This is a genomic window from Gammaproteobacteria bacterium (assembly GCA_035501935.1).
Taxonomy (GTDB): domain Bacteria; phylum Pseudomonadota; class Gammaproteobacteria; order JAJPIJ01; family JAJPIJ01; genus JAJPIJ01.
Genome location: DATJVC010000033.1, coordinates 1 through 23,623, shown reverse-complemented (window position 1 = coordinate 23,623; position 23,623 = coordinate 1). Strand labels below are relative to the sequence as shown.

Annotated in this window: 19 protein-coding genes and 3 tRNA genes; 3 read left to right on the top strand and 19 right to left on the bottom strand. The window is 60.2% G+C overall.

The genetic code is table 11. The features are described from left to right. Nucleotide 1: 1 nt before the first annotated feature. From VMH34_08840 to uvrB, 17 genes are all read right to left on the bottom strand, one after another. A complete protein-coding gene (locus VMH34_08840; GenBank protein HTT08877.1) occupies nucleotides 2–2,095 on the bottom strand; it encodes an ATP-binding protein in 2,094 nt (697 codons plus the stop codon). A gap of 72 nt (nucleotides 2,096–2,167) precedes the next feature. Further along, a complete protein-coding gene (locus tag VMH34_08835; protein ID HTT08876.1) occupies nucleotides 2,168–2,467 on the bottom strand; it encodes an Hpt domain-containing protein in 300 nt (99 codons plus the stop codon). A gap of 4 nt (nucleotides 2,468–2,471) precedes the next feature. Further along, a complete protein-coding gene (locus VMH34_08830; GenBank protein HTT08875.1) occupies nucleotides 2,472–3,932 on the bottom strand; it encodes a sigma-54 dependent transcriptional regulator in 1,461 nt (486 codons plus the stop codon). 162 nt (nucleotides 3,933–4,094) lie between these two features. Then, entirely contained in the window at nucleotides 4,095–5,924 is a 1,830-nt protein-coding gene (glmS, locus tag VMH34_08825) for a glutamine--fructose-6-phosphate transaminase (isomerizing) (protein HTT08874.1), read from the bottom strand. 3 nt (nucleotides 5,925–5,927) lie between these two features. Then, on the bottom strand, nucleotides 5,928–6,557 hold the full coding sequence (locus tag VMH34_08820) for a tetratricopeptide repeat protein (protein HTT08873.1): 630 nt from the start codon (nucleotides 6,555–6,557) through the stop codon (nucleotides 5,928–5,930). Nucleotides 6,558–6,609: 52 nt separating this feature from the next. Further along, nucleotides 6,610–6,831: a hypothetical protein gene (locus VMH34_08815; protein HTT08872.1), complete on the bottom strand. Its 222-nt coding sequence runs from the start codon at nucleotides 6,829–6,831 to the stop codon at nucleotides 6,610–6,612. 193 nt (nucleotides 6,832–7,024) lie between these two features. Further along, nucleotides 7,025–7,101 (bottom strand) — tRNA-Pro (locus VMH34_08810). A 105-nt stretch (nucleotides 7,102–7,206) separates the two neighbouring features. Beyond that, nucleotides 7,207–7,563: a MerR family transcriptional regulator gene (locus VMH34_08805; GenBank protein ID HTT08871.1), complete on the bottom strand. Its 357-nt coding sequence runs from the start codon at nucleotides 7,561–7,563 to the stop codon at nucleotides 7,207–7,209. Continuing rightward, nucleotides 7,541–7,843 (bottom strand): integration host factor subunit alpha, encoded by a 303-nt coding sequence (ihfA, locus tag VMH34_08800; GenBank protein ID HTT08870.1) that lies wholly within the window; start codon nucleotides 7,841–7,843, stop codon nucleotides 7,541–7,543. Before ihfA ends, VMH34_08805 begins: the two co-directional genes overlap by 23 nt. 5 nt (nucleotides 7,844–7,848) lie before the next feature. Next, nucleotides 7,849–10,224 carry a phenylalanine--tRNA ligase subunit beta gene (pheT, locus tag VMH34_08795; GenBank protein ID HTT08869.1) on the bottom strand — a complete coding sequence of 792 codons (2,376 nt, stop codon included), beginning with the start codon at nucleotides 10,222–10,224 and terminating at the stop codon, nucleotides 7,849–7,851. 12 nt (nucleotides 10,225–10,236) lie between these two features. Continuing rightward, complete coding sequence (gene pheS / locus VMH34_08790; protein ID HTT08868.1) at nucleotides 10,237–11,223, bottom strand: phenylalanine--tRNA ligase subunit alpha; 987 nt, start codon at nucleotides 11,221–11,223, stop codon at nucleotides 10,237–10,239. Nucleotides 11,224–11,325: 102 nt separating this feature from the next. Continuing rightward, a complete protein-coding gene (gene rplT, locus VMH34_08785) occupies nucleotides 11,326–11,685 on the bottom strand; it encodes a 50S ribosomal protein L20 (GenBank protein HTT08867.1) in 360 nt (119 codons plus the stop codon). A 26-nt stretch (nucleotides 11,686–11,711) separates the two neighbouring features. After that, complete coding sequence (gene rpmI / locus VMH34_08780) at nucleotides 11,712–11,909, bottom strand: 50S ribosomal protein L35 (protein HTT08866.1); 198 nt, start codon at nucleotides 11,907–11,909, stop codon at nucleotides 11,712–11,714. A gap of 20 nt (nucleotides 11,910–11,929) precedes the next feature. Further along, complete coding sequence (gene infC, locus VMH34_08775) at nucleotides 11,930–12,484, bottom strand: translation initiation factor IF-3 (protein ID HTT08865.1); 555 nt, start codon at nucleotides 12,482–12,484, stop codon at nucleotides 11,930–11,932. 14 nt (nucleotides 12,485–12,498) lie between these two features. Then, nucleotides 12,499–14,415: a threonine--tRNA ligase gene (gene thrS, locus VMH34_08770; GenBank protein ID HTT08864.1), complete on the bottom strand. Its 1,917-nt coding sequence runs from the start codon at nucleotides 14,413–14,415 to the stop codon at nucleotides 12,499–12,501. 251 nt (nucleotides 14,416–14,666) lie between these two features. Next, a tRNA-Val gene (locus VMH34_08765) sits at nucleotides 14,667–14,743 on the bottom strand. 54 nt (nucleotides 14,744–14,797) lie between these two features. Further along, entirely contained in the window at nucleotides 14,798–16,816 is a 2,019-nt protein-coding gene (uvrB, locus tag VMH34_08760; protein ID HTT08863.1) for an excinuclease ABC subunit UvrB, read from the bottom strand. A gap of 89 nt (nucleotides 16,817–16,905) precedes the next feature. Here uvrB and VMH34_08755 point away from each other — a divergent pair, with 89 nt between their 5' ends. The 3 genes from VMH34_08755 (at nucleotide 16,906) to VMH34_08745 (ending at nucleotide 20,791) form a co-directional block, all read left to right on the top strand. Further along, nucleotides 16,906–18,090: a pyridoxal phosphate-dependent aminotransferase gene (locus tag VMH34_08755; GenBank protein ID HTT08862.1), complete on the top strand. Its 1,185-nt coding sequence runs from the start codon at nucleotides 16,906–16,908 to the stop codon at nucleotides 18,088–18,090. Nucleotides 18,091–18,145: 55 nt separating this feature from the next. Beyond that, nucleotides 18,146–18,221, top strand: a tRNA-Asn gene (locus VMH34_08750). A 767-nt stretch (nucleotides 18,222–18,988) separates the two neighbouring features. Further along, nucleotides 18,989–20,791: a GGDEF domain-containing protein gene (locus VMH34_08745; GenBank protein HTT08861.1), complete on the top strand. Its 1,803-nt coding sequence runs from the start codon at nucleotides 18,989–18,991 to the stop codon at nucleotides 20,789–20,791. A 46-nt stretch (nucleotides 20,792–20,837) separates the two neighbouring features. On the opposite strand, the gene galU is transcribed toward VMH34_08745, so the two are convergent. Both galU and VMH34_08735 read right to left on the bottom strand, forming a co-directional pair. Further along, nucleotides 20,838–21,716 carry a UTP--glucose-1-phosphate uridylyltransferase GalU gene (galU, locus tag VMH34_08740; protein ID HTT08860.1) on the bottom strand — a complete coding sequence of 293 codons (879 nt, stop codon included), beginning with the start codon at nucleotides 21,714–21,716 and terminating at the stop codon, nucleotides 20,838–20,840. Continuing rightward, on the bottom strand, nucleotides 21,713–23,536 hold the full coding sequence (locus VMH34_08735; GenBank protein HTT08859.1) for a nucleoside-diphosphate sugar epimerase/dehydratase: 1,824 nt from the start codon (nucleotides 23,534–23,536) through the stop codon (nucleotides 21,713–21,715). Before VMH34_08735 ends, galU begins: the two co-directional genes overlap by 4 nt. Between the last annotated feature and the right edge of the window lie 87 nt (nucleotides 23,537–23,623).

Here is a 23,623-nt window from a genome sequence, read left to right as displayed (position 1 = left end):
CTCAGCGCCCGTCCGCCGATGTCAGAAATTGACGCAGGTTTTCCAATAACATCTGTTTACGAAGGGGTTTGGTCAGATGCGCGGTGCAACCCGCGGCCAGGCTCTTGTCCACATCCTCGCGCACCGCATAGGCGGTCAGGGCAATGATCGGCGCTGGCAGGCGGCCTTGCGCATGTTCCCACTCGCGAATCGCCCGAGTCGCAGAATAACCGTCCAGCACCGGCATCTGCATGTCCATCAATACCAAATCATAGCGGGACTGTTTGAATTTATCGACCGCGACGGCGCCATTATCCGCCTCATCAATATCGCATGGCGCCGTCTTGAGGTAGGCGCGTATCAGCAGGCGGTTGTCGACATTGTCATCCACCACCAGCAGACGGGCGCGCGGTATTTCCGGGGTGGCGGCAGGCGCGACATTTGAGGCGATATCCGGCCGTCCTGCAGTATCGGCGATGGGGAGGGGCAATTCAAAGAAAAAACAGCTTCCCCGACCCGGTTCGCTCTCGACGCCTATGGTTCCTCCCATCATTTCGACCAGCGTTTTGCAGATCGCCAATCCCAGCCCGGTACCGCCGTACTTGCGGGTCGTGGAGGAATCCACCTGGCTGAAGCTTTCAAAGATGGTCTGGTGCTTGTCCGAAGGTATGCCGATGCCCGTATCGGTGACGCTGAAGCGCACGCCGGCGGGCTGTTCGCCTGAAGGCACCGCGGCCACCACCACCTTGCCGCGCTCTGTGAATTTCAACGCGTTGCCGGTCAAGTTCAGGATTACCTGGCGAAGCCTGGTGGGATCTCCGCGTCGATGGCGCGGCAACCCCGGGGCAACCTGCAACACCAGGTCAATGTTCCGTTCCGCGGCTTTCAGCGCATGGATGTCAACGGCATCCTGGAGCAGTTTGAAAACATCGAAGTCGATCTGTTCAAGTGTCAGTTGATGCGCCTCGATCTTGGCCAAATCCAGAATGTCGCTGACCAGATCGAGAAGTGCTTCGCCGGCCTTGCGAAACACCTGCACGTAGCGATTCTGCTCGGTGCTCAGCGACGACCCGCCGAGCAGTTCACCCATGCCAATGATGGCATTCAGCGGCGTGCGGATCTCATGGCTCATGCTGGCCAGAAAATCGGATTTGACGCGCGAGGCCTCAAGCGCCTGATCGCGCGCGCGTGCAAGCTCCAGGGTTTGTTCCCGTACCTGCCGTTCGATCTCGCGATTTCGATCGCGTAATTCACGCGTTTGCAGCTCACGCGACCGCGCCAGGGCGAACAGTAACAACGTGATCCCCGCCCCCAGCACACTCGCCGCAACCAGCGGGCCGAGTTCCACGTCCTGCCATTTGATTTCCTTTTCCACGTGCAAGCGGATGGCATAGGTCGGGAAGGTGACCAATGCCGTTTTTTCCAGCAACCCCAGATGCCAGCCGGAATCTGCATCCCCGGCCGCCGGTTGATTGTCATAAAGCACCTGCCGGCCGACAAGTCCTTGCGCCTCGCCGGTGATGAGTATGCGCATATCTGACGCGTGGGCCAGTGGTCCAATCATGTTGTGGGGATTCACAACAAAAACCACCAATTGCGGCACGTATGTGTCCGCTGATACCCGCGCCGTTGCAGGGACTGGGGCGAACAACAGATAGCGATTGCTCAGCGTCCCTGCCGTCAGCGCTCCACCGGGCATCGGGTCGCCGCTGCTCAGGACGGCATTGATCGCCTCGTCCGCGCCGGGTGTTGAAGCGAGATCATCCTCCGCCGCCACTCCGAAGCGGGACACCTGCTGCCGCACCGGCCAATGTCTGTGGTCCTCGCCCAAGACATGCCAGGACACCGCTTCCACATACGAGTGATGTCGCAGCAAAGACTGCGCATATCGCTGGAAATCGGCGGAGGAAAGTTCAGGGGTTTCCCCAATCAGCGCGGCCAGGCCTCGCGCCGCATCATCAGTGCCGGCCGTACCACGAGTGATCGCATCCCCGATGGAGGCCGCCTTGTAGGTAAAGGCGGTACGCAATTGATCCACACTGCTGCGCCACGTATACAGCAGCAAAGTCAGCGAAAATGACAGGCCAAAGAGCACCACGACTGTAAAAGCGAGCACCGGCGACTGCGGCCGGGTTGGAACGGCCCGACCTGTTTGACTTGTCAATCGTGGCACCGGCAGATGAACTGTTCAGGCATAGATCACCGTCACCCGTTGCATATACTCATTCAGTAGTATGCACAGTCGTCTCAGTGTGGTTTCATCCCTGACCGCCGCAGCCTGCTCAATTTCGGCGCCCATCCGGGTAATGTCGTGAAAACCATAACCGCCGCCCACACCCTTCATGCTGTGGCCAAGCCTTTTCAGCGCATCGTAATCCCCACTTTCGAGGGCTGCTTCCATCCTGGCCACATCCTTGGCGCGGTTTTCAAGAAAACCGGGGATCAATTCACGCAGTTCGGCGTCGACGGTGACCTGCACTTTTTCCATGGATCTAATCCGGGGATGAATCGTCCGCGGTCGATTCGGCGTCCGGCAGTTCACCGGCCCCGGCATCATCGGGCTCAGAATCAGCAATGGGTTCCTGCCCGCCATCTCCACGAAAATCGGCGGGATTCAGGCCATGCTGGCCTAATAGCTTGTAAAATTCAGTGCGATTGCGGCCGGCCATACGGGCGGCCTTTGAAACCTGGCCGCGGGCGGCGCGCAACACACCGGCCAGATAATCCTTTTCGAAAACGGCCTTGGCGTCCTTGAGCGTCTTCATGCCGCCGGGCTCTTCACGCAACGCGGTGCGCGCCAGTGTCAGCGGGATAATATCGGTCTTGCTTAGTATCGTGCACAACTCGACCACATTGTGAAGCTGCCGGACATTACCCGGCCACGAGGCGGCCAGCAGGTACTCCATGGCCTCGGGAGCGAAACGTTTCTTTTTGGTGCCGCGTTTCTGTGCCTGCCGCTCGAGAAAGTAATCAATGAGCGCTGGAATGTCTTCCCGCCTCTCCAGCAGTCTGGGCATGTGCAGCGGGACGACATTGAGACGGTAGTATAAATCCTCACGGAATTCGCCGCGGGCGACGCACGCCGCCAAATCCTGATGCGTTGCGGAAATAACGCGCACGTTGATTGGCACGCTGCGCGTGGAGCCGACCGGGCGCACTTCAAAATCCTGCAACACCCGCAGCAACTTCACCTGCAATCCCAGAGGCATGTCGCCGATTTCGTCCAGGAACAACGTGCCGCCATCGGCGGCCTGGAACAGGCCCTCATGGCGCATATTGGCGCCGGTAAAAGCGCCCTTCTCATGTCCGAACAACTCGGATTCGAGCAGTTGCTCCGGGATCGCGCCGCAGTTGATGCCCACAAAGGGTTTGTCGCGACGCGGGCTGGCCTGATGAATGGCCTTGGCCAGGACCTCCTTGCCGGTGCCTGTTTGTCCGCTGATAAAGACGGTCACATCGCTGTCCGCCACCAGTTCGGCCTGTTCCAGCAATTCGGCCATGCGCGCGCTGCGATAGACGATATCCTCGCCAAACCGTGGTTTGTTCCCGGATACCGGCGCGGAAGACAATCGCAGCGCTCTTTTGATGTTGTCGATCAACACCTCGCGCTCGACAGGTTTGGTCAGGAAGGCGGAAATGCCGAGATGCATGGCCTTGACCGCCTCCGGCACGCTCGCCTGCCCGCTCAACATGAGCACGGGGAGCAGCGGATTGCGCTGGTGGATTTCGGTCAGGAGCGTCATGCCATCCATGCCTTCCATGTACAGATCCGTCAGCACACAATGCGGACGGACGGTATTCAGGCGCGACAGCGCCTCCGCACCCGATGCGGCCGTGCTGACGACCAAACCCGCGTGCCGAAGCCAGGTTGACAACAACGCCAGCATGTCATTGTCGTCATCGACAATCAGCACCCGATGCGTCGCGGTCGTCACGTCTGGCAAATCGCTCACATTTGCCATTGCCATTATCTCCTTCAGCCTCCCTGTCGGCGCGTATGCTTTTTTATCATATTAGACTGCAAGCGTGCCTGCAGCCAGATTATTTTTGAAAGCAACTGTGAAGTGATGCGAGAAGTCCGGATACCGACGCCCCCCCTCCTTGCCGGCAAAAATCTATTCAACGGTGACCGACTTGGCCAGATTACGCGGTTGATCGACATCCGCGCCTTTCAGGACGGCGACATGATAGGCAAGCAGTTGCAGCGGAATGGTGTAGACGATGGGCGCGATCAGATCATCGGCTGGATTAAGCCGCATGATTTCAACGCCCGGCGCCTCGGGCACGGTCACGCGGGGATCTGCAAACACGAACAGTTGTCCGCCGCGGGCGCGAACTTCCTCCAGATTGGACTTGAGTTTCTCCAGCAGATCATTGTTGGGCGCCACGGCAACTACCGGCATGTCCGCGTCCACCAGGGCCAGGGGGCCGTGCTTGAGTTCGCCCGCCGGGTACGCCTCGGCGTGGATATAGGAGACTTCCTTGAGCTTGAGGGCGCCCTCCATCGCCACGGGGTACATGGTGCCGCGGCCCAGATACAGCGCGTGGTGTTTGTCGGCGAAGCGCTCGCTCCAGCGCTGTATCCGTTCATTTAATTCCAATGTGGCATTGACCTGGCCAGGGAGGGTTTCCAGCAGGGACAGCAGCCGCGCGGCCTCCGCCTCCTTCAACCCGTGATGGCGGCCCACGGCGACTACAAGCAACAACAACGCCGTCAACTGGGTGGTGAAGGCCTTGGTGGAAGCAACGCCTATTTCCGGGCCGGCACGGGTAAGAAATACAATTTCGGATTCACGCGTAAGCGAACTCTCGGGTACGTTGCAGATCGCCAAAGTGTGCGCATAGCCCAGCCGTTTGGCCTCACGGAGAGCCGCCAGCGTGTCTGCCGTTTCTCCGGACTGCGAAATGACGACAAACAGCGATTGCGGCCGCACGACCGGCTGGCGATAGCGAAATTCACTCGCCACCTCCACACTGCACGGCACGCCGGCGAGGGACTCGAACCAGTAACGGGCGATGGCGCCGGCATGGTAACTGGTGCCGCAGGCGGCGATCTGCACGGATTGGACCTGTGGAAAGATGGCCTCCGCACTTTTGCCAAATATCCCGGCCGCGATCCGTCCATCGATTGCGCATCCGGACAATGTATCGGCGATGGCGCGTGGCTGCGTAAAAATTTCCTTGAGCATGAAGTGCCGATAGCCGGACTTCTCCATCACATCGGCAGTCAGCCGAGAAACGTTTTCCGGCCGCTGGACACGTTTGCCTGCAGCGTCATAGATGGACACGCCATCGACGCTGACATCCGCGACGTCTCCTTCCTGCAAAAAAATGAAACGCTGTGTCACGGGCAGTAATGCAAATACATCAGAAGCGATGAAGTACTCGTCCACACCAATACCGATGACCAGCGGACTGCCACGCCGCGCCGCCACCAACCGCCCCGGCGCCGTCGTGCTCATCACGCCAAGCGCAAAGGCTCCGTGCAGTTCCCGCGCCGAATCCTGTACCGCCTGCAGCAGGTCCTTGCCCTCCTGCAGATGATCGTAGACTTGGTGAACGATGACCTCGGTATCGGTCTGCGAGGTAAAATCGTGACCGGCGGCCTTCTGCCGGGCGCGCAGTTCCTCATGATTTTCGATGATGCCATTGTGCACCAGCGCAACCTGCTGGCGGCAGATGTGCGGGTGGGCGTTGCTCGTGCTTGGCGCACCGTGGGTCGCCCAGCGGGTGTGGGCGATGCCGGTGGTGCCGTGCAGCGGTTCGGTGCGCACGGCCTGCTCCAAGCCGGCAACCTTGCCGACGACACGGCGACGGTCGAGTCCGCGCTCATTGAGCACAACCAGGCCGGCGGAGTCATAACCCCGGTATTCGAGCCGTTTCAACCCCTCCAGCAGTATGGGGGTGACATCCCGCTGGGCCACCGCACCGACAATGCCGCACATGGATCAACCCTGCGCGTTCTGCACCTGGGATGTGGCCGCGGGCGCCGCCGGACTGGGCTGTCCCGGTATGGAACCGTCACATTGCATGTCCTCGGGAGCCAGGTCTTTCTCCACCCGCTCGTACTCCGAACTGCCCTCCCCGGCCACCTTCAGTTCACCCGGCTTGCCCTTGAGGTAGGCGCGGATGCGATTTTCCATGATGCGCGTTTTATTGGGCGTCAATTCGTTGGCTATCGACTTGCGCGCCTCCTCGGCGAGCGCGTGGCCGTTCTGCGAAGCGACGTAATACCACGCATAGGCGCAATTGGTGTTCTGCGACACGCCGTTGCCGTCATAGTACATGGTGCCCAGGATGCGCTGGGCGTCGGCATTGCCGTTCTCGGCGGCCTTGACATACCACTGCACCGCCTTCACGTAATCCCGATCCACCCCCAGGCCAAGTTGGTACAGTACGCCCATGTAATTTTGTGCGATTTTGTCACCCGCCTCCGCCTTGGGCTGCCACAGTTTCATTGCCGCCGCATAATCCCCCTTGTTGAACGCTGCCAGCGGATCACCGGATGCACCGCAACCGGCCAGGCATAATCCCAGTAATCCCGCCAGTGCAGTGTTCCATGCCCCGTTTCCAGCCACGAATTTGTTCCGCCAATAACCCATCATGCCATTTGTCTCCTCAACTCATAAATCATCGCGGCTGCAAGATGGTGCCGGCCTTGCCGTCGAGTGGAACGGCATGGACCGCGCGGCCATATTGATCCCGGTGTACGCCGTAACCGTAGCCATCGATCTCAACCGGGCCCGTGACGACATTGCCCGCGCCGTCTATGTATTTATACAACTTGCCGGTGAAATCTTCCCGCACCGGCCCCCGTCCGGCGCTGGACAAACCCGGCGAAGGCGTAACCATGTCGGGGGCCTGTCCTCGAATTCCCGGTGATGGCGCAGTGAAAAGCGGCCGGGCCATGCAGCTTGAAGCCGCGCCCAATGACAGCGCTGCAACGGCTGTGACCAATTTAATTCCCATGCTCGTTTTGAATCACTGGCTTCTTCGAAGATGAACTTTAACTTAAATTCCCCGCGGTCTGACTCGATACAAAAATTGGTCGGGGCGAGAGGATTTGAACCTCCGACCACTTCCACCCCAAGGAAGTGCGCTACCAGGCTGCGCTACGCCCCGATATATGTTCCAGTGATGAAACGGTCGAGAATACGCCAACGAGGATTTTAAAGACTACTAGAGAATACAACCCACCGGCAAGCGGCGTAACTGGCCTGTTGGGAGTCAACGGCGGAGGATGTTAAGGACTTCCTCCAGCTCCGTGCGCAACTGGCGGATGATTTGCTGGCTCAGATTGTTGTCGGCCCTGGCATCTTCGCCGGATAGCCGCTGGCGGGCGCCGCCGATGGTGAAACCGTGTTCATACAAGAGGCCGCGGATCTGGCGGATAAGAATGACGTCCTGGCGTTGGTAATAGCGGCGGTTGCCCCGGCGCTTGATGGGTTTGAGCTGGGGGAATTCCTGCTCCCAGTAACGCAGCACATGCGGCTTGACCGCGCATAGATCGCTCACTTCACCGATGGTGAAGTAGCGTTTACCGGGTATCGCTGGCAATTCGTTATTGTTCGATGCTTCCAGCATAGGCTTCCACTCTCGCTTTTAATTTCTGGCCGGGCCGGAAGGTCACCACCCGGCGGGCGGTGATGGGGATCTCCTCGCCTGTCTTGGGGTTGCGTCCCGGACGTTGGTTCTTCTTGCGCAGGTCAAAGTTACCAAACCCGGACAGCTTCACCTGCTGGCCGGACTCCAAGGCGGCGCGGATTTCTTCAAAAAACATCTCCACGAGTTCCTTGGCCTCCCGCTTGTTGAGACCCAACTCTTCAAAAAGCTTCTCGGCCATTTCGGCCTTGGTGAGTGCCATTGTCGTTATTCTCGCAGTGAGGCCCCCAGTTCGCCGGCCAGCCTTTTGGCAATGCCGGTTACCATCACCTCCACCTCTGTATCCATTAGAGTGCTTGAAGATTGCTGAAAAATCAAGCCCAAAGCGATACTTTTCTTCCCTGAATCAATGCCTTCGCCCTGATATACGTCAAATAACTGCAAGTCACGCAACGCTAAAGGCGCCCCCCGCCAGATGCATTCCGTGACTTTCTGGACCGGGATATCAGCGGCCAAAGTAAAGCTAAGGTCCCGTCTTACAAGGGGAAATTTTGATAATGGCTGATGGCGTGGTATCGGCAGGCCAGCCAGAGGTGCCAATGCCAATTCAAACAGATAGACTGGCCCTTTCAAGTCCAAATCCTTATACAAATCAGGACGCAGCGCACCGATACTTCCAACCTTATTACCCGCCATAACCCAATCGGCGGACTGCCCCGGATGCAGGGCGGGATGACGCCCAGGAACAGCATCGACGCCCTGCAATCCAGCCAACAGGGCCTCGCAATCCGATTTCAGGTCATAAAAATCCACGGGGCGCGACTTACAGCCCCATTGTTCCGGTGCGGAATCCCCCGCAATAACTCCCGCTATGTTCATTATTTGACTGGTTTCCTTGCCGGAACTTCGAAAAATTCTACCCATCTCGAACAGACGAATGCGCGATTGCTGCCGGTTCTGGTTGTAATGCAGCGCCTTCACCAATCCCGGCCACAGGCTCGTCCGCATCACGGCCATGTCCTCCGAGATGGGATTGGTCAGCGCAATCGCCGCCGCGCCATCACCCAGCTTTGCGTCGTGTGCGGGATCAACGAAACTGTAGGTGATCGCTTCATGATAGCCGCGATCAATCAATGTTTGCCGAAACCGCATCAAGGGATCCTTGCCCGCTTCCGCCAACGGACCCAGTTTCAACCGTCCGCCAGGGGCGCGGCTGGGAACGCGTTCGTAACCGAGGATGCGCGCCATTTCCTCGATCAGGTCCTCTTCAATGCTTATGTCGAATCGATAAGACGGGGGTAGCACCTGCCAGCCATCTTCAGCCGGTTTCACAGTCACGCCCAATGCCTCAAGTATGCGAATCACCTCGTCAGCGGCGCATGAAAAACCCAGCACCTGCTCCAGGCGCCGTTGCCGCAACCGGATGGGTGCGCGAACCGGGAGATGTTGTTTGTGTGTCACGTCGCAAACCGGCCCGGGGCGGCCGCCGCAAATTTGCAGAATCAGCGCCGTGGCGCGCTCCATGGCGCGCGCGGTCATCAGATAATCCACGCCCCGCTCAAAACGGTGCGCGGAATCCGTATGCAGCTTGTATCGCCACGGCCGTCCGGCAATGGCAGTGGGGGAGAAAAACGCACTTTCCAGAAATATGTCGCGAGTGATGTCCCCCACACCGGTCGCCCGCCCCCCCATGATGCCGGCCATCGCCACCGGCTTCTCATCGTCGGCGATGACCAGCGTTTCAGCATCCACCGTCACCTGCTGGCCGTCCAGCAGTTCAAGTTGCTCTCCGGCACGGGCATAACGCACCGTGATGCCACCCTTGAGCCGGGCGAGATCAAAGGCATGCATGGGCTGCCCAAGTTCCAGCATGACGTAATTGGTCACGTCCACCACCGCGCTGATGCTGCGCAACCCACTGCGTCGCAGCCGCTCGCGCAGCCACATCGGCGTGGCGGCCGCGGCGTCGATGCCGTTGATGACACGACCGGCATAACGCGGGCAGGCTTCGGATGCTGTGAGGGTGATTGGCAACCGGCCAGCATGTGCCGGTGGCTGCGATTTAATTTCGGGCAGGCGAAGGGGGCAGTGGTGTTCGGCGCCCACCTCGCGCGCCAGTCCGGCGATGCTCAGGCAATCACCGCGGTTGGGGGTGAGATTGATTTCAATGCGGGCATCATCGAGCTGCAGGTAATCACGCACGTTTGCGCCCAAGGGCGCGTCGGACGGCAATTCAAGGATGCCTTCGCCGCCGGCATCGACCATGCCAAGCTCCGTCGCGGAGCACAGCACGCCGTGGGATTCCATGCCACGGAGGCTGCTTTTTTCTATGCGCCTGCCATCAGCGAGCAGCGCGCCGGCCGGCGCCAGCGGCACGCGCATGCCGGTACGAACATTGGCTGCTCCCGTGACCACGCTCAGCGGAGCGGCGGAACCGGTGGACACCTGACATACGCTGAGTTTGTCGGCGTTGGGATGTTTGCCGATTACGCGCACTTCAGCCACAACCACGCCGGTGATTTCGGCGGCGACCGGCGTCATCTGCTCAACCTCCAGCCCGGACAGCGTAAGCCTCTCGCACAGCGCCGCACTGTCGACCGGCGGGTTTGCCCACTCACGCAACCAGCGTTCGCTGAATTTCATAAGGGCCGGCAGTTATCTGAACTGCGCGAGGAAGCGCAGATCATTCTCAAAAAACAACCGCAGATCACTGACGCCATAACGCAACATGGCCAGCCGTTCTATCCCCAGGCCGAAGGCCAGCCCGCGATAACGCTCGCTGTCGATCCCGACCGCGCGGAATACATTGGGATGCACCATGCCGCAACCCAGCACCTCCAGCCAGCCGCTGACACCGTGTTCCGTCGGAAGCCGGATGTCGACCTCGGCGGAAGGTTCGGTGAACGGAAAATACGACGGCCGGAAACGCATCTGCAAATCATCGCGTTCGAAAAAGGCGCATAGAAAGTCATGCAGCAGCCCCTTCAGATCAGCGAAACTGACCTCCTCGTCCACCAGCAGACCCTCGACCTGATGGAACATCGGCGAGTGGGTCTGATCATAGTCATGACGGTATACCCGCCCCGGCGCAATGACACGCATCGGTGGCGGCGTGCGCTCCATTACCCGGATCTGCACCGGCGAGGTGTGCGTGCGCAACAATGTGCCGGCATCGAAATAAAACGTGTCATGCATGGCGCGGGCGGGATGGTGGGCCGGAATATTGAGGGCCTCGAAGTTGTGGTAATCGTCCTCGATCTCCGGACCGTCGGCGACTTCAAAGCCGATCTGGCTGAACAATGCCACCACCCTGTTGAGTGTGCGGGTAACGGGGTGCGGGCCACCCGGACGCTCGCCGCGGCCCGGTAACGTGACATCGATGACCTCCCGCCCCAGGCGGCGGGCGATTTCGGCCCGTTCCAGTTCCAGCCGGCGGGCTTCAATGAGTGCAGTAAGCGTGGACTTGGCCTCGTTGACGATCCGGCCCGCCTCCCGGCGGGCTTCCGGCGCCAGCGTTCCCACATGCTTCAGTTCCTCGGTCAGCACCCCCTTCCTGCCCAGCCAGTGGACACGCAGTTGTTCGAGCGCGGCCATGCCCGCCGCGCCGGCAATCTGCGCCCGCGCCTCGGTGCTGATGTGCATGATCCGTTTTTCTAGGCTCATAAAAAAACAGGGGAAAGGCCGCGCCTTTCCCCTGCCTGTCCTTCCCTGCTGTCGCCCGCGCCGGGCGGGACGGGCGGCACGTTACTGCGCCAGCGCTGCCTTGGCCTTTTCCGCCAGCTGGCCGAACGCAGCGAGATCGTGCACGGCCAGATCTGCCAGGACCTTGCGATCCACCGCCACGGCGGCTTTTTCCAAACCGTTGATCAACCGGCTGTAGGACAGCCCGGACAACCGCGCGGCGGCGTTGATGCGCACGATCCACAGGGCGCGGAACTGACGCTTGCGTTGCTTGCGATCGCGATAGGCAAACTGGCCGGCGCGGGTGACGGCCTGTTTGGCCACGCGCACGATGTTGCGGCGAAAACCGCGGTAACCCTTGGATTGCGCCAGAATTTTTTTATGCCTGGCGCGGGCGGTGACGCCCCGTTTTACTCTTGCCATGATGTCTTGACTCTAATGTTGAAAAATCAGGAATAGGGAAGCAGCGGCCGCACGCGGCTGTGATCCGATTCGTGAATCACCACCACCGCGCTCAGACGACGTTTGCGCTTGGCGCTCTTGCCGGTCAGCAAATGCCGCTTGAAGGTCTTGCGATGCTTGACCGTGCCCGAGGGCGCGACCTTGAGGCGTTTTTTTGCGCCGCTGTTGCTCTTTAATTTAGGCATGACTCGATTGCTCCAATCACTCAATTTTCCACGTGCTCGACGCCTACTGCGTGCCCACCGCCGCGCCGCGGCGAGAGCAACATCACCATTTGCTTGCCTTCCAGACGCGGGTGCTGCTCGACCATGCTCAGCGCGGCCAGATCGGTCTCAATGCGTTTCAGCATCTGCACGCCGAATTCCTGGTGCATCAATTCCCGTCCCCGGAACCGCAATGTCACCTTGACCTTGTCACCCTCCTCCAGAAATCTCGTCATCGAACGCAGCTTGACCTGATAATCGCCCTCCTCGGTGGTGGGGCGGATCTTGATCTCCTTGATCTGGATCTGTTTCTGCTTGCGCTTGGCGGCGTGTTTCTTCTTGTTCTGTTCGAAGATGAACTTGCCGACATCCATCACCCGGCAGACCGGCGGGTCTGCATTGGGCACTATCTCCACCAGGTCCTGTCCATTATCGTCCGCGATACGCTGGGCTTCATCAATCGAAACGACACCGACATTTTCGCCATCCGGCCCAATCAGGCGCACCTGCGGCGCCGTAATCATTTCGTTGATACGGTTCTTCTTTTCCGTACTGATAATCTCACTCCTCTTTAGCCATGGCCGCGCTTGGCAATCTCGCTCTTGAGGCGCTCGATGAAAGCGTCGAGGGGCATGCTGCCCAAATCCTCACCGGCACGAGTGCGCACGGCCACGGTCTGGTTTTCGACCTCCCGACCGCCGGTGACCAGCATGTACGGGACCCGCTGCAAGGTATGCTCGCGGATTTTAAGGCCGATCTTCTCATTTCTCAAGTCAGAAATGGCGCGGAAGCCTTGATTTTTTAAGGTTTCCGCCACCCCGGCCGCATAATCAGCCTGCGCATCGGTGATATTGAAGACCGCCACCTGCACCGGCGCCAGCCACGCCGGGAATGCACCGGCGTGCTCTTCGATCAGGATGCCGATGAAGCGCTCCAGCGAACCCAGTATGGCCCGGTGTAGCATGACCGGTGCGTGCCGCTGGCCGTCCTCGCCCACATATTCCGCCCCCAGACGCTCCGGCAGGGCGAAATCCAGCTGGATGGTGCCGCATTGCCAGATACGGCCGATGCAGTCCTTCAGCGAAAACTCGATCTTGGGACCGTAAAACGCGCCCTCACCCGGCTGCACGTCGTATTTGAGACCCTTGGCCTTCAGGGCGTCAGCCAGCGCCTTTTCGGCCTTGTCCCACTGGATATCCGTGCCAATGCGCTTCACCGGCCGGGTGGAGAGTTTGACCAGCACGTCTTTGAATCCGAAATCGGCGTACACCTTCAGCAGCAGATCGATAAAGCCGCCCGACTCGGCGAGGATTTGTTCTTCTGTGCAGAAAATGTGGGCGTCGTCCTGCACGAAACCGCGCACGCGCATGAGGCCGTGCAGGGCACCGGAAGGCTCGTTGCGGTGGCAGGAGCCGAATTCCGCCAGCCGCAACGGCAGGTCGCGGTAGCTCTTGATGCCCTGATTGTAAATCTGGATGTGCCCAGGGCAATTCATGGGCTTCACCGCGTAGTCGCGCTTCTCCGACTCCGTGGTGTACATGAGCTCGCGAAAATTTTCCCAATGGCCGGACTTCTCCCACAGCACGCGATCCATGATCGCCGGCGTACGCACCTCCTCGTAGCCGTGCTCCCACAAGACCTGGCGCAGGTATTGTTCAATCTGCTGCCAGATGACCCAGCCGCGCGGGTGCCAGAACACCATGCCCGGCGCTTCCTCCTGCAAATGAAACAGATCCAGCGCCTTGCCGATTTTGCGGTGATCACGTTTCTCAGCCTCCTCCAAGCGGTGCAGGTAATCCTTCAGCAATTTCTCGTCGGGCCAGGCCGTGCCGTAGATCCGCTGCAGCATTTCGTTGCGGGAATCGCCGCGCCAGTAGGCGCCGGCAATCTTGGTCAGTTTGAAGGCGCGGAGCTTGCCGGTGCTGGGCACATGCGGACCACGGCAGAGATCGATGAAGTCGCCTTGTCCGTACAGCGATATCTGCTCATTGGCGGGAATCGAGGCGATGATCTCGGCCTTGTACTCCTCGCCCATCTTGCGGAAGAATTTGACCGCCTCATCGCGCGCCATCACCGAGCGTTGTACTTCGTGATCGGCGGCGGCGAGCTCCTTCATCCGGGCCTCGATCTTCTCCAGATCCTCCGGCGTGAAGGGACGCTTGTAGGAAAAATCGTAGTAGAAACCGTTTTCGATGACCGGACCGATGGTTACCTGCGCGTCTGGGAACAACTGTTTCACCGCCTGCGCCAGCAGGTGCGCGCAACTATGACGAATGACCTCGACACCCTCCGCGTCCTTGCCGGTAACGATGGCCAGCTGCGCGTCTTGTTCGATCCGGTAGGAAGTATCGACCAGCCTGCCGTTGACCTTGGCGGCCAGCGCCGCCTTGGCGAGACCGGGCCCGATGGCGGCTGCCACCTCCGCGGCGGTCACGGGACGGGGGAATTGACGCTGACTGCCGTCTGGCAGGGTAATCGTAACTGACATTTCTGTTCTCCTCCGTGGCCTCCACGAACGGCCATCGTTCAAGGCACTACTTACAAAGTAACGTCGACGCGAATTAAAAACCCGGTGGGCGCGAGGGGACTTCGACCGTTTTGTCCGGAGCAAAACGGCGCTTCCCCGTTCCTTATCCGGGGAAGCCCGCAGGGCGAGGCCCATGGATGAGCCGAGCAACCCCCGACCCCACCGACCCACTCAACCTCAACATAACTATCACCACAAACTTTCTCAAATTCTGGTAGGCGCGAGAGGACTCGAACCTCCGACCCCCACCATGTCAAGGTGGTGCTCTAACCAGCTGAGCTACGCGCCTGTATCAAATCAGGCGGCAGAGAATACATAAATGCGCCAAGAATCGCCAGCGTCCCTACCCCGCCTTTTGGCTGGGCAGGCCCAGCCCTTCGGTGCGCAGCAGTTCAATTTCATCGCGCAGGCGCGCGGCCTCCTCGAATTCCAGATCGCGGGCGTGGCGATACATCTGTTCCTCCAGTTGCTTGATCTTTTTCAGCAGTATTTCGGGCGGCAATCCGGCGTAGCCCGCCTTCGGCTCCGCGACCTTCGCCAGACGGCCGGGCACGCCACGGGCCTCGGATCTTGCCTCCATGATGTCGACAACCGTCTTTTCGATGCCCTTGGGCGTGATGCCGTGTTGCTCGTTGAAGGCAATCTGCACCTGCCGGCGGCGCTCCATCTCGGCCAGTGCACGCCGCATGGAATCCGTGAACTGATCGGCATACAAGATGGCCTTGCCCCGGATGTTGCGGGCGGCTCGGCCAACGGTCTGGATCAGCGAGCGTTCGGATCGCAGAAAGCCCTCCTTGTCGGCGTCCAACACCGCCACAAGTGAAACTTCCGGCAGGTCCAGTCCCTCGCGCAACAGGTTGATGCCGACCAGCACGTCAAACGCACCCAGCCGCAAATCGCGGATGATCTCCACGCGTTCCACGGTCTCAATATCGGAGTGCAGATAGCGCACCTTGACGCCATGTTCGGCGAGGTATTCCGTCAGATCCTCGGCCATCCGTTTGGTCAGCGTCGTTACCAGCACCCGTCCGCCGGCACCGACCTGTGTCTCGATTTCCGAGAACAAATCATCCACCTGCGTCGATGCCGGCCGCACCTCGACCTCGGGATCGATGAGACCGGTGGGACGCACCACCAGCTCGACCACCTGACCGGATTTCTGCAATTCATAAGGCCCCGGCGTCGCGGAAACATAGATCGTCTGCGGCGACAGGCGCTCGAACTCCTCGAACTTGAGCGGCCGGTTGTCCAGCGCCGCGGGGATGCGGAAACCGTACTCGACCAGGTTTTCCTTGCGGGCGCGGTCGCCGCGGTACATGCCGCCCAATTGCGGGATGGTGACATGGCTTTCGTCGATGACCAGGAGCCCGTCGGCCGGGAAATAATCGAACAGGGTCGGCGGCGGCTCGCCCGGTTTGCGACCGGAGAGAAAACGTGAATAATTTTCGATGCCGGAGCAGTAGCCCACCTCCAGAATCATCTCGATGTCGAAGCGGGTGCGTTGTTCCAGCCGTTGCGCCTCGACCAGCTTGTTCATGCCGCGCAACTGCTCCAGGCGTTCCTGCAACTCGCGTTTGATCCCGTCCACGGCCTCCAGCATGGTCTGGCGGTCGGTGACATAGTGGGTCTTGGGATAGATCGTCAGCCGCGGCGCTTTTTTCAGCGCCTCGCCCGTCAGCGGATCGAAATAACTCAGTGACTCGATCTCGTCGTCGAACATCTCCACGCGCACGGCCTCGCGCTCGGACTCCGCCGGAAAGATGTCGACGACCTCGCCGCGCACGCGGTAGGTGCCGCGATGCAATTCGATGTCGTTGCGGGTGTACTGCAATTCGGCCAGCCGGCGCAGCAGGGTGCGCTGGTCGATCTTGTCACCCCGGACCAGATGCACAACCATGCGGTGATAGGCCACCGGGTCGCCCAAGCCGTAGATCGACGATACCGTGGCGACGATGATGGTGTCACGCCGCTCCAGCAGCGCGCGCGTGGCCGACAGCCGCATCTGTTCTATATGCTCGTTGATGGAGGCATCCTTCTCGATGTAGGTATCCGTGGAAGGGACGTAAGCCTCCGGCTGGTAATAATCGTAGTAGGAGACGAAATACTCCACCGCATTGGCGGGGAAAAATTCCCTGAACTCCCCGTAGAGCTGCGCCGCGAGGGTCTTGTTGGGCGCCAGCACCAGCATGGGGCGCTGCACCGCCGCCACCACATTGGCGATGGTAAAGGTCTTGCCGGAGCCGGTGACGCCCAGCAACGTCTGATGCGAGAGACCTTCGTGGATGCCGCGCAGGAGCCCGACGATGGCCTCCGGCTGGCCGCCGGCCGGGGCGTAGGGCGCTTTAAGTTCGAATCGGCTCATGGGGAGTTTTGCAATGCACAAACTTAAAGTATATTACACGGCCCATTGAGTTACTGCTGCCAAACAACCTGTTGAGACGAGGTGCTTTTTTGAACATTCAAGCTTCATTGCGCGCGCAGAGCATCAAACCCTCCCCCACCTTGAGCGTGAGCGCCCGCGCGGCGGAACTCAAGGCCGCCGGCAAGGACATCCTGAGCCTGGCCGCGGGGGAGCCGGATTTCGATACGCCGGATTTCATCAAGGAAGCCGCCATCAAGGCGCTGAAAGACGGCTTCACCAAGTACACCGCCGTGGAAGGCACGCCGGGACTGAAGAAGGCCATTGTCGGCAAATTAAAGCGCGAGAACAATCTCGACTACACGCCCGACCAGATCCTGGTGTCCTGCGGCTGCAAACACAGCATCTACAACCTCTTTCAGGCCGTGCTCAATCACGGCGACGAAGTGCTGATCCCGGCGCCCTACTGGGTTTCCTACCCCGACATGGCGCTTTTGAGCGGCGCACAGCCCGCCTTCATTCACGCCGATATCCGCGACGGCTTTAAAATCACGCCAGCCAAGCTCAAGGCCGGGATTACGTCCAAGACCCGGCTGTTCATCATCAACAGTCCGTCGAATCCCACGGGCGTGCATTACACGCCCAAGGAACTGGCGGCGCTCGGTGCCGTGCTTGAAGATCATCCGCAGGTGCTGATCGCGACCGACGACATCTATGAACATATTCTTTGGGAAGGCGAATTCAAAAACATCGTCAATACCCGTCCCACGCTCAAGGATCGGTCCGTCGTGCTGAACGGCGTTTCCAAGGCCTACTCCATGACCGGCTGGCGCATCGGCTATGCGGCGGGTCCCAAGCCGGTGATCTCGGCGATGAGCAAGATCCAGTCGCAGAGCACGTCCAACCCGACCTCCATCGCCCAGGCGGCCGCCCAGGCGGCGCTGGAGGGCGATCAAAGTTTCGTGCGCGAACAATGCCGCGTATTCAAGCAGCGGCATGATTTCGTGCACAGGCGTCTCAACGAAATGACCGGCGTAAAATGCCTGCCTGCGCAGGGGACGTTTTACATCTTCCCCGACATGACGGGCGTCATGAAGGGCAGAAAGTTGAAGGACGATATTGCCATGGCAGAGTGGTTCCTGGAACAGACCGGCTGCGCCATGGTGCCGGGCTCGGCCTTCGGCGCGCCGGGCTGCATGCGCATCTCGTTTGCGACCTCCATGGAGGTCCTGGAAAATGCCATGAACCGCATGGAGCGGGCCCTGGGAAAAAAGTAATCGTGGATTGACCGTGCAGAGGCCGGTCAGTACCATACGCGCCTTCAAAAAACGTTCCCGGGTAGCTCAGCCGGTAGAGCAAGCGGCTGTTAACCGCTGGGTCGGGGGTTCGAGTCCCTCCCCGGGAGCCATTTAGCGTTCAGTCACCAACAAGCATCACTCGCAGTACGTTGCCAATCAAATTTCGAACCGGGACTCTCACCACGGTTGCTCGTCTCGTCCTGAGACTCGCCCCTTCGGGGCTAAAGCGCCGTTTCGCTCCCCGCGAAACGGTCGAGTCCCTCCCCGGGAGCCATTATTTAGCATTCAGTCACCAACAAGCATCACTCGCAGTGCGCCGTCAGCCGGATTTCGAACCGGGACTCTCACCACGGTTTCTCGTCTCGTCCAGAGACTCGCCCCTTCCGGGGCTGAAGCGCCGTTTCGCTCCAGGCGAAACGGTCGAGTCCCTCCCCGGAGCCATCTTCCATAATCATCCGTCCCAGATGTTTCGTACCGTTTGTTATTCGACCGCCGCGGCACCGCTGAAGCATGAGAAAAATTGAGCGCAAAAAAACAGCCGCTTCAAGCGTTCAGACGCAGGAAGCGGCCGGTACTGCTGTGGTCGTCGTTGATCAGATTAGCGAGCGCTCGTTACAACACGGTGACAGGCAAGACCGGATTGTATCGGTTTCAACATCCCAAACCAGCCCCTGTTGCGTCACCATCTCTGAATGCCATCCGCGGCATGCATGCGGAGGTCCGTGCCGTCACCAGCCTGTCATGTTGGTATGGCACATATCAGAAAAGCTGCCCCTGAAATGGCAGAGTACCGCAGCCGGCCGACCGGGCGATCCAGACATTTCGCGCGAATACAACGCCGGCGGCAACGGATTGCGACAAAGAATCGGGTAACAACATGTCCAGCAATCTGCAACTGCAACTAGACGAAATCATCGCCAAGCGCAGGCTCTCCGCTCATTTTCAACCCATCGTCGATTTCCGCATGCGCCTGATCTACGGCTATGAGGCGCTGATCCGCGGCCCCTCCGATACCCTCCTGCATTCGCCGGCTGAACTGTTCGAGGCGGCAGCCCGCTGCGACCGTCTGATTGATCTGGAGATCGCCTGCTTATACACCGCGATTGAGCGATTCGTGCGATTGAGCATCGATGGCAATCTGTTTTTGAACGTCAGCGCAGTCTGCCTTCTCGCGCCCGGCAGGGAACGTACGGCTTGGGACGTCCTGACGAGCTTTACGGGCGTGAAAAAACAGCAGGTCGTCATCGAACTCACCGAAAAACACATCATCAAGGATTTCGGCACGGTGCGCGACATCGTCGGACGTTGCCGGGAACTGGGCTATCACGTGGCCATGGACGATCTCGGCAGTGGCCATTCCGGCCTGCGCGCATGGCTTGAATTGCGTCCGGATTTCATCAAGATCGATCGCGATTTCATCGCCCGCATTCACGAAGACGCCGTCAAGCGGCAGTTTGTCCACAGCATTCAGGGATTGGCGGCCGACATGGATTGCTCGGTGATCGCCGAAGGCATCGAAACCCTCGACGAACTGGAAATTGTCCGCACCCTCGGCATCCCGTTTGGACAGGGCTTCTATTTTGGACAGCCGAGCGCCGAACCGCCGCGCGATATCGACCCGCGATGGTTGAACGGCAGTTACCACAACAGTATGCATACGCGGGTGGTGCGCTTCAGGGAAACGGTGGGATCGATTCTCAAAAGGACGCCGTACGTCAGCCCCGATACCACGGTCGACGAGGTTGCCGAGATTTTCCTGAACCAGTCGCTGTTGCAGTCGATCCCGGTGGTGGATGGCAATCGCACGATGGGTATTGTCGATCGCAACCAGTTCATGCAGCTGTACGCGAGCCGCTATGGACCCGAATTGTACGGCCGGCAGTCAATCGCGACGATCATGAGCGCGCCGGTCATCGTCGAAAAGGACACCCCCGTCGAGAGCGTGAGCCACATCCTCACGAACGGCGAGGCCTGGCGCGCGGGCACCGACTTCATCATCTGTGATCGGCAGGCCTACCTCGGCACGGCCTCCGTCTTCGACCTGCTGCGACGAATCACGGAACTGCAAATCCGCGCCGCCCGCTACGCGAATCCGTTGACGCTGCTGCCGGGCAACGTGCCCATTGCGGAGACGATCGGTGACTTTCTGGCGGCGAACCAGCCGTTTACGGTCTGCTACTGCGACATCGACTGCTTCAAGCCCTTCAATGACAAATACGGATATGCCCGTGGTGACGACATCATCCGCATGCTGGCGACGGTCATCACCGAACACGCCGATCCGCAGCTGGATTTTGTCGGCCACATCGGCGGCGACGATTTCATCATTATTTTCCTCAGCAGCGAATGGAGGGATCGCTGCGAGCGGATCATGCGCTCTTTCTCCGATCTTCTCGAGCGCTTTTATGACGCAGACGACTTCGCGGGAGGCGGCATACCGTCCATCGACCGCCGCGGCAACATGGTGTTTTTCCCCCTGATGTCGCTATCCGTCGGCGCGGTCTCCATCCCGCAGGACAGCGTCCCGCTGCTGGCCCACGACGTCGCGACGCTGGCGACCGAGGCCAAGGCCCAGGCCAAGCGCATCGAGGGCAACGCCATATTCATCGATCGCAGGCAGCTCCGCCCGGCCGCCGCCGACCCAGCGGCGCGAATGAGCGACGGCACCCGGGCCGCATAAAAAAGCCCGGCAAGCCGGGCTTCTGATTCTAACGGCATACCGCACGTCATCCGGGTTTGATCTGCTGCAAATAGGTGGAAAAATCCTTGTTCAGCTCGGGATGCTTCATGGCATATTCAACCGTGGCCTGCAGGTAGCCGATCTTGGAACCGCAATCGTAGCGTTTGCCCTCGAATTCATAGGCATACACGGGCTCCTGCCCCAGCAGCCTGGCGATGCCATCAGTAAGCTGGATTTCGCCGCCAGCGCCGCGCCCCACATTTTCCAGCAAATCAAAAATGGCCGGTGTGAGGATGTAGCGTCCAACGACGGCCCTGTTTGACGGCGCCTTGTCCGGGCTGGGCTTCTCGACGATGGATTTGATGCGGCTCAGTCGCGGGGCGACCAGGCCGGCCTCCACGATGCCATAGCGCTGGGTTTCCTCGGGCGGCACGGTTTCGATCGCCAATACGCTGGCTTCCCTCTCCTCATAGACTTTCACCATCTGCGCCAGACAGCCGCGGCCGGCGCCGTCGATCAAATCATCCGCCAGCAGCACGGCGAAGGGTTCGTTGCCCACCGCCGCGCGCGCGCAGAGCACGGCGTGACCGAGTCCCATCGGATCGGCCTGCCGGATGTAAATACAGTTCACATTGGGCGGCAGGATATTGCGCACCAGCTCCAGCATCCGGCTCTTTTTGTACTTCTCCAGCTCCACTTCCAGCTCGTAGGCCTTGTCGAAGTGATCGGCAATGGCGCGCTTGGTGCGGCCGATGATGAAGATCAGATCGGTGATGCCGGCCGCCACCGCCTCCTCCGCCGCGTACTGAATCAGCGGTTTGTCGACGATGGGTAGCATCTCCTTGGGACTGGCCTTGGTGGCCGGCAGAAAGCGCGTGCCCAGTCCCGCGGCGGGAAACACGGCCTTGCGCACCTTTGCCGTCATGTCGCCCCCTTGGGCTGCAGGGCCACGACATTGGATTGCGGCTGCTCCCGTCCGCTCATCTCCGGGATCAATTGCCTGATAAGCGCAAAAATGCGCGCCTCGTCGAAAGTCTCGCAGGCCGCGATCATTTCCTTCAATGCCTGCTCCAGATACTGCCGCTCCACCGGGCGATGCTGGGCCAGCAGGATTTTCCCGTGCGGCGTGGGTTTCAGTTGCTCGCCCTGATGAAACAGCTCCTCGCGCAACCGCTCACCGGGCCGCAGTCCCGTGTATTCGATGCGAATGTCGCGGCCGGGCACATGCCCGGACAGACGGATCATCTGCTCTGCGAGATAGGCAATCCGCACCGGCTCGCCCATGTCCAGCACGAAGATCTCGCCGCCCCGGCCCATGGCACCGGCCTGCAAAATCAACTGGGTGGCCTCGGGAATGGTCATGAAATAACGCGTCATCTCCGGATGCGTGACGGTCACCGGGCCGCCGCTGTGGATCTGCTCCTGAAACAGGGGCACGACGCTGCCCGCCGAGCCCAGGACATTGCCGAATCGCACGGTCACGAACCGCGTCGGGCCCTGTGTGTTCAGCACTTCGCAGCCGATCTCGGTGATCCGCTTGGTGGCGCCCATGACGCTGGTGGGGTTCACCGCCTTGTCGGTGGAAATCAGGATGAATTTCCGGCAGCCCTGCCGGATGGCGGCGTTGGCGATGACCCATGTTCCCAGAATGTTGTTGCGCGCCGCCTCGCGCACCTGGAATTGCAGGATGGGGACGTGCTTGTAGGCCGCGGCATGAAAAACAATCTCCGGGTGATGGGTGGCGAAGGCGTGATTGACCGCCGCGGCGTCCGCCACGTCTCCCAGCAGCGCATGACACTTGAGACGCGGGAAGGCCTGGCGCAACTCCATCTCGATCCGGTACAAATTGAATTCGTTGCGCTCAAGGATGATGAGCGCATCGGGGCCCAGGCGCGCGATCTGACGGCAGATCTCCGCGCCGATGGAGCCACCGCCGCCGCTGACCAGGATGGTCCGACCGGCAATACCCTCCTGAATGGCGCGCCAGTCGAGCTGCACCTTCAGCCGCCCCAGCAAATCGTCGATGGACACCTCGCGCAATGCCTTCACACCGGCCTGGCCGTCCACCATGTCGCGCAGCCGCGGCAGTGTACGGAACGGCCGCTCGGCCTGCTCACACAGCGCCACAATCCGTTGCATCTGCGCGTTGGTCGCGGAAGGGATGGCGATCATGATCAACTCCGCGCTGTTCAGACGCGCGATCTCCGGCAGGCGCTCCACAGCCCCCAGAATGGAGATGCCGCGGATCTGCGTGTTCCAGAGGCGCGGCTGATCGTCCACGAAGCCGATGGGCAGATATTCGCCGTCCCGCAGCATGTCGCGCACCAGCGTTTCACCCGCCTGCCCCGCGCCCACGACCAGCACCCGCCGCCCGCCCGACAGGGCGCGGAAATTCAACCCATGATCCTTCCACAAACGGTAAAGAAGACGCGGTCCGCCCAGAAACAGAATGAGAAAAACCGGGTAGAGAATGAAGGTCGTGCGCGGCACGCCCTCCAGACGGGTGAAAATAAACAGCAGCAGCAGTGAACACAACGAGCCGGCGGCCACGGCGCGCAGAATGTTCCACAAATCCGGAATGCTGGCGAAACGCCACAGGCCGCGGTACAACCCAACGGGCCACAGCGCCATGCCCTGCGTCACGACGACGATCAACATGGAAACGAGATTGTGGCGCCAGTCGATCTGATCGAAATAAAAATTGAAGCGCGCGAGCCACGCCAGTTGCCAGGCCAGCCCGACCATGAGCAGATCGTGCAGAATGACCGCCATGCGACGGTTGAAGCGAATCATAAGCCCGTGGACTCCCGTTGTTGCCGATGCCTTCTGTGC

Bases quoted from the DNA above. Each gene is read 5' to 3' on its own strand.
- VMH34_08835 (HTT08876.1), bottom strand. From the start codon at position 2,467: ATGGAAAAAGTGCAGGTCACCGTCGACGCCGAACTGCGTGAATTGATC.
- glmS (HTT08874.1), bottom strand. From the start codon at position 5,924: ATGTGCGGCATTGTCGGTGCGGTGGCCCAGCGGGATGTCACCCCCATA.
- VMH34_08815 (HTT08872.1), bottom strand. From the start codon at position 6,831: ATGGTTACGCCTTCGCCGGGTTTGTCCAGCGCCGGACGGGGGCCGGTG.
- VMH34_08805 (HTT08871.1), bottom strand. From the start codon at position 7,563: ATGCTGGAAGCATCGAACAATAACGAATTGCCAGCGATACCCGGTAAA.
- ihfA (HTT08870.1), bottom strand. From the start codon at position 7,843: ATGGCACTCACCAAGGCCGAAATGGCCGAGAAGCTTTTTGAAGAGTTG.
- pheT (HTT08869.1), bottom strand. From the start codon at position 10,224: ATGAAATTCAGCGAACGCTGGTTGCGTGAGTGGGCAAACCCGCCGGTC.
- pheS (HTT08868.1), bottom strand. From the start codon at position 11,223: ATGCACATCAGCACCGAGGCGCGGGCGCAGATTGCCGGCGCGGCGGGC.
- rplT (HTT08867.1), bottom strand. From the start codon at position 11,685: ATGGCAAGAGTAAAACGGGGCGTCACCGCCCGCGCCAGGCATAAAAAA.
- rpmI (HTT08866.1), bottom strand. From the start codon at position 11,909: ATGCCTAAATTAAAGAGCAACAGCGGCGCAAAAAAACGCCTCAAGGTC.
- thrS (HTT08864.1), bottom strand. From the start codon at position 14,415: ATGTCAGTTACGATTACCCTGCCAGACGGCAGTCAGCGTCAATTCCCC.
- uvrB (HTT08863.1), bottom strand. From the start codon at position 16,816: ATGAGCCGATTCGAACTTAAAGCGCCCTACGCCCCGGCCGGCGGCCAG.
- VMH34_08745 (HTT08861.1), top strand. From the start codon at position 18,989: ATGTCCAGCAATCTGCAACTGCAACTAGACGAAATCATCGCCAAGCGC.
- galU (HTT08860.1), bottom strand. From the start codon at position 21,716: ATGACGGCAAAGGTGCGCAAGGCCGTGTTTCCCGCCGCGGGACTGGGC.
- VMH34_08735 (HTT08859.1), bottom strand. From the start codon at position 23,536: ATGGTCGGGCTGGCCTGGCAACTGGCGTGGCTCGCGCGCTTCAATTTT.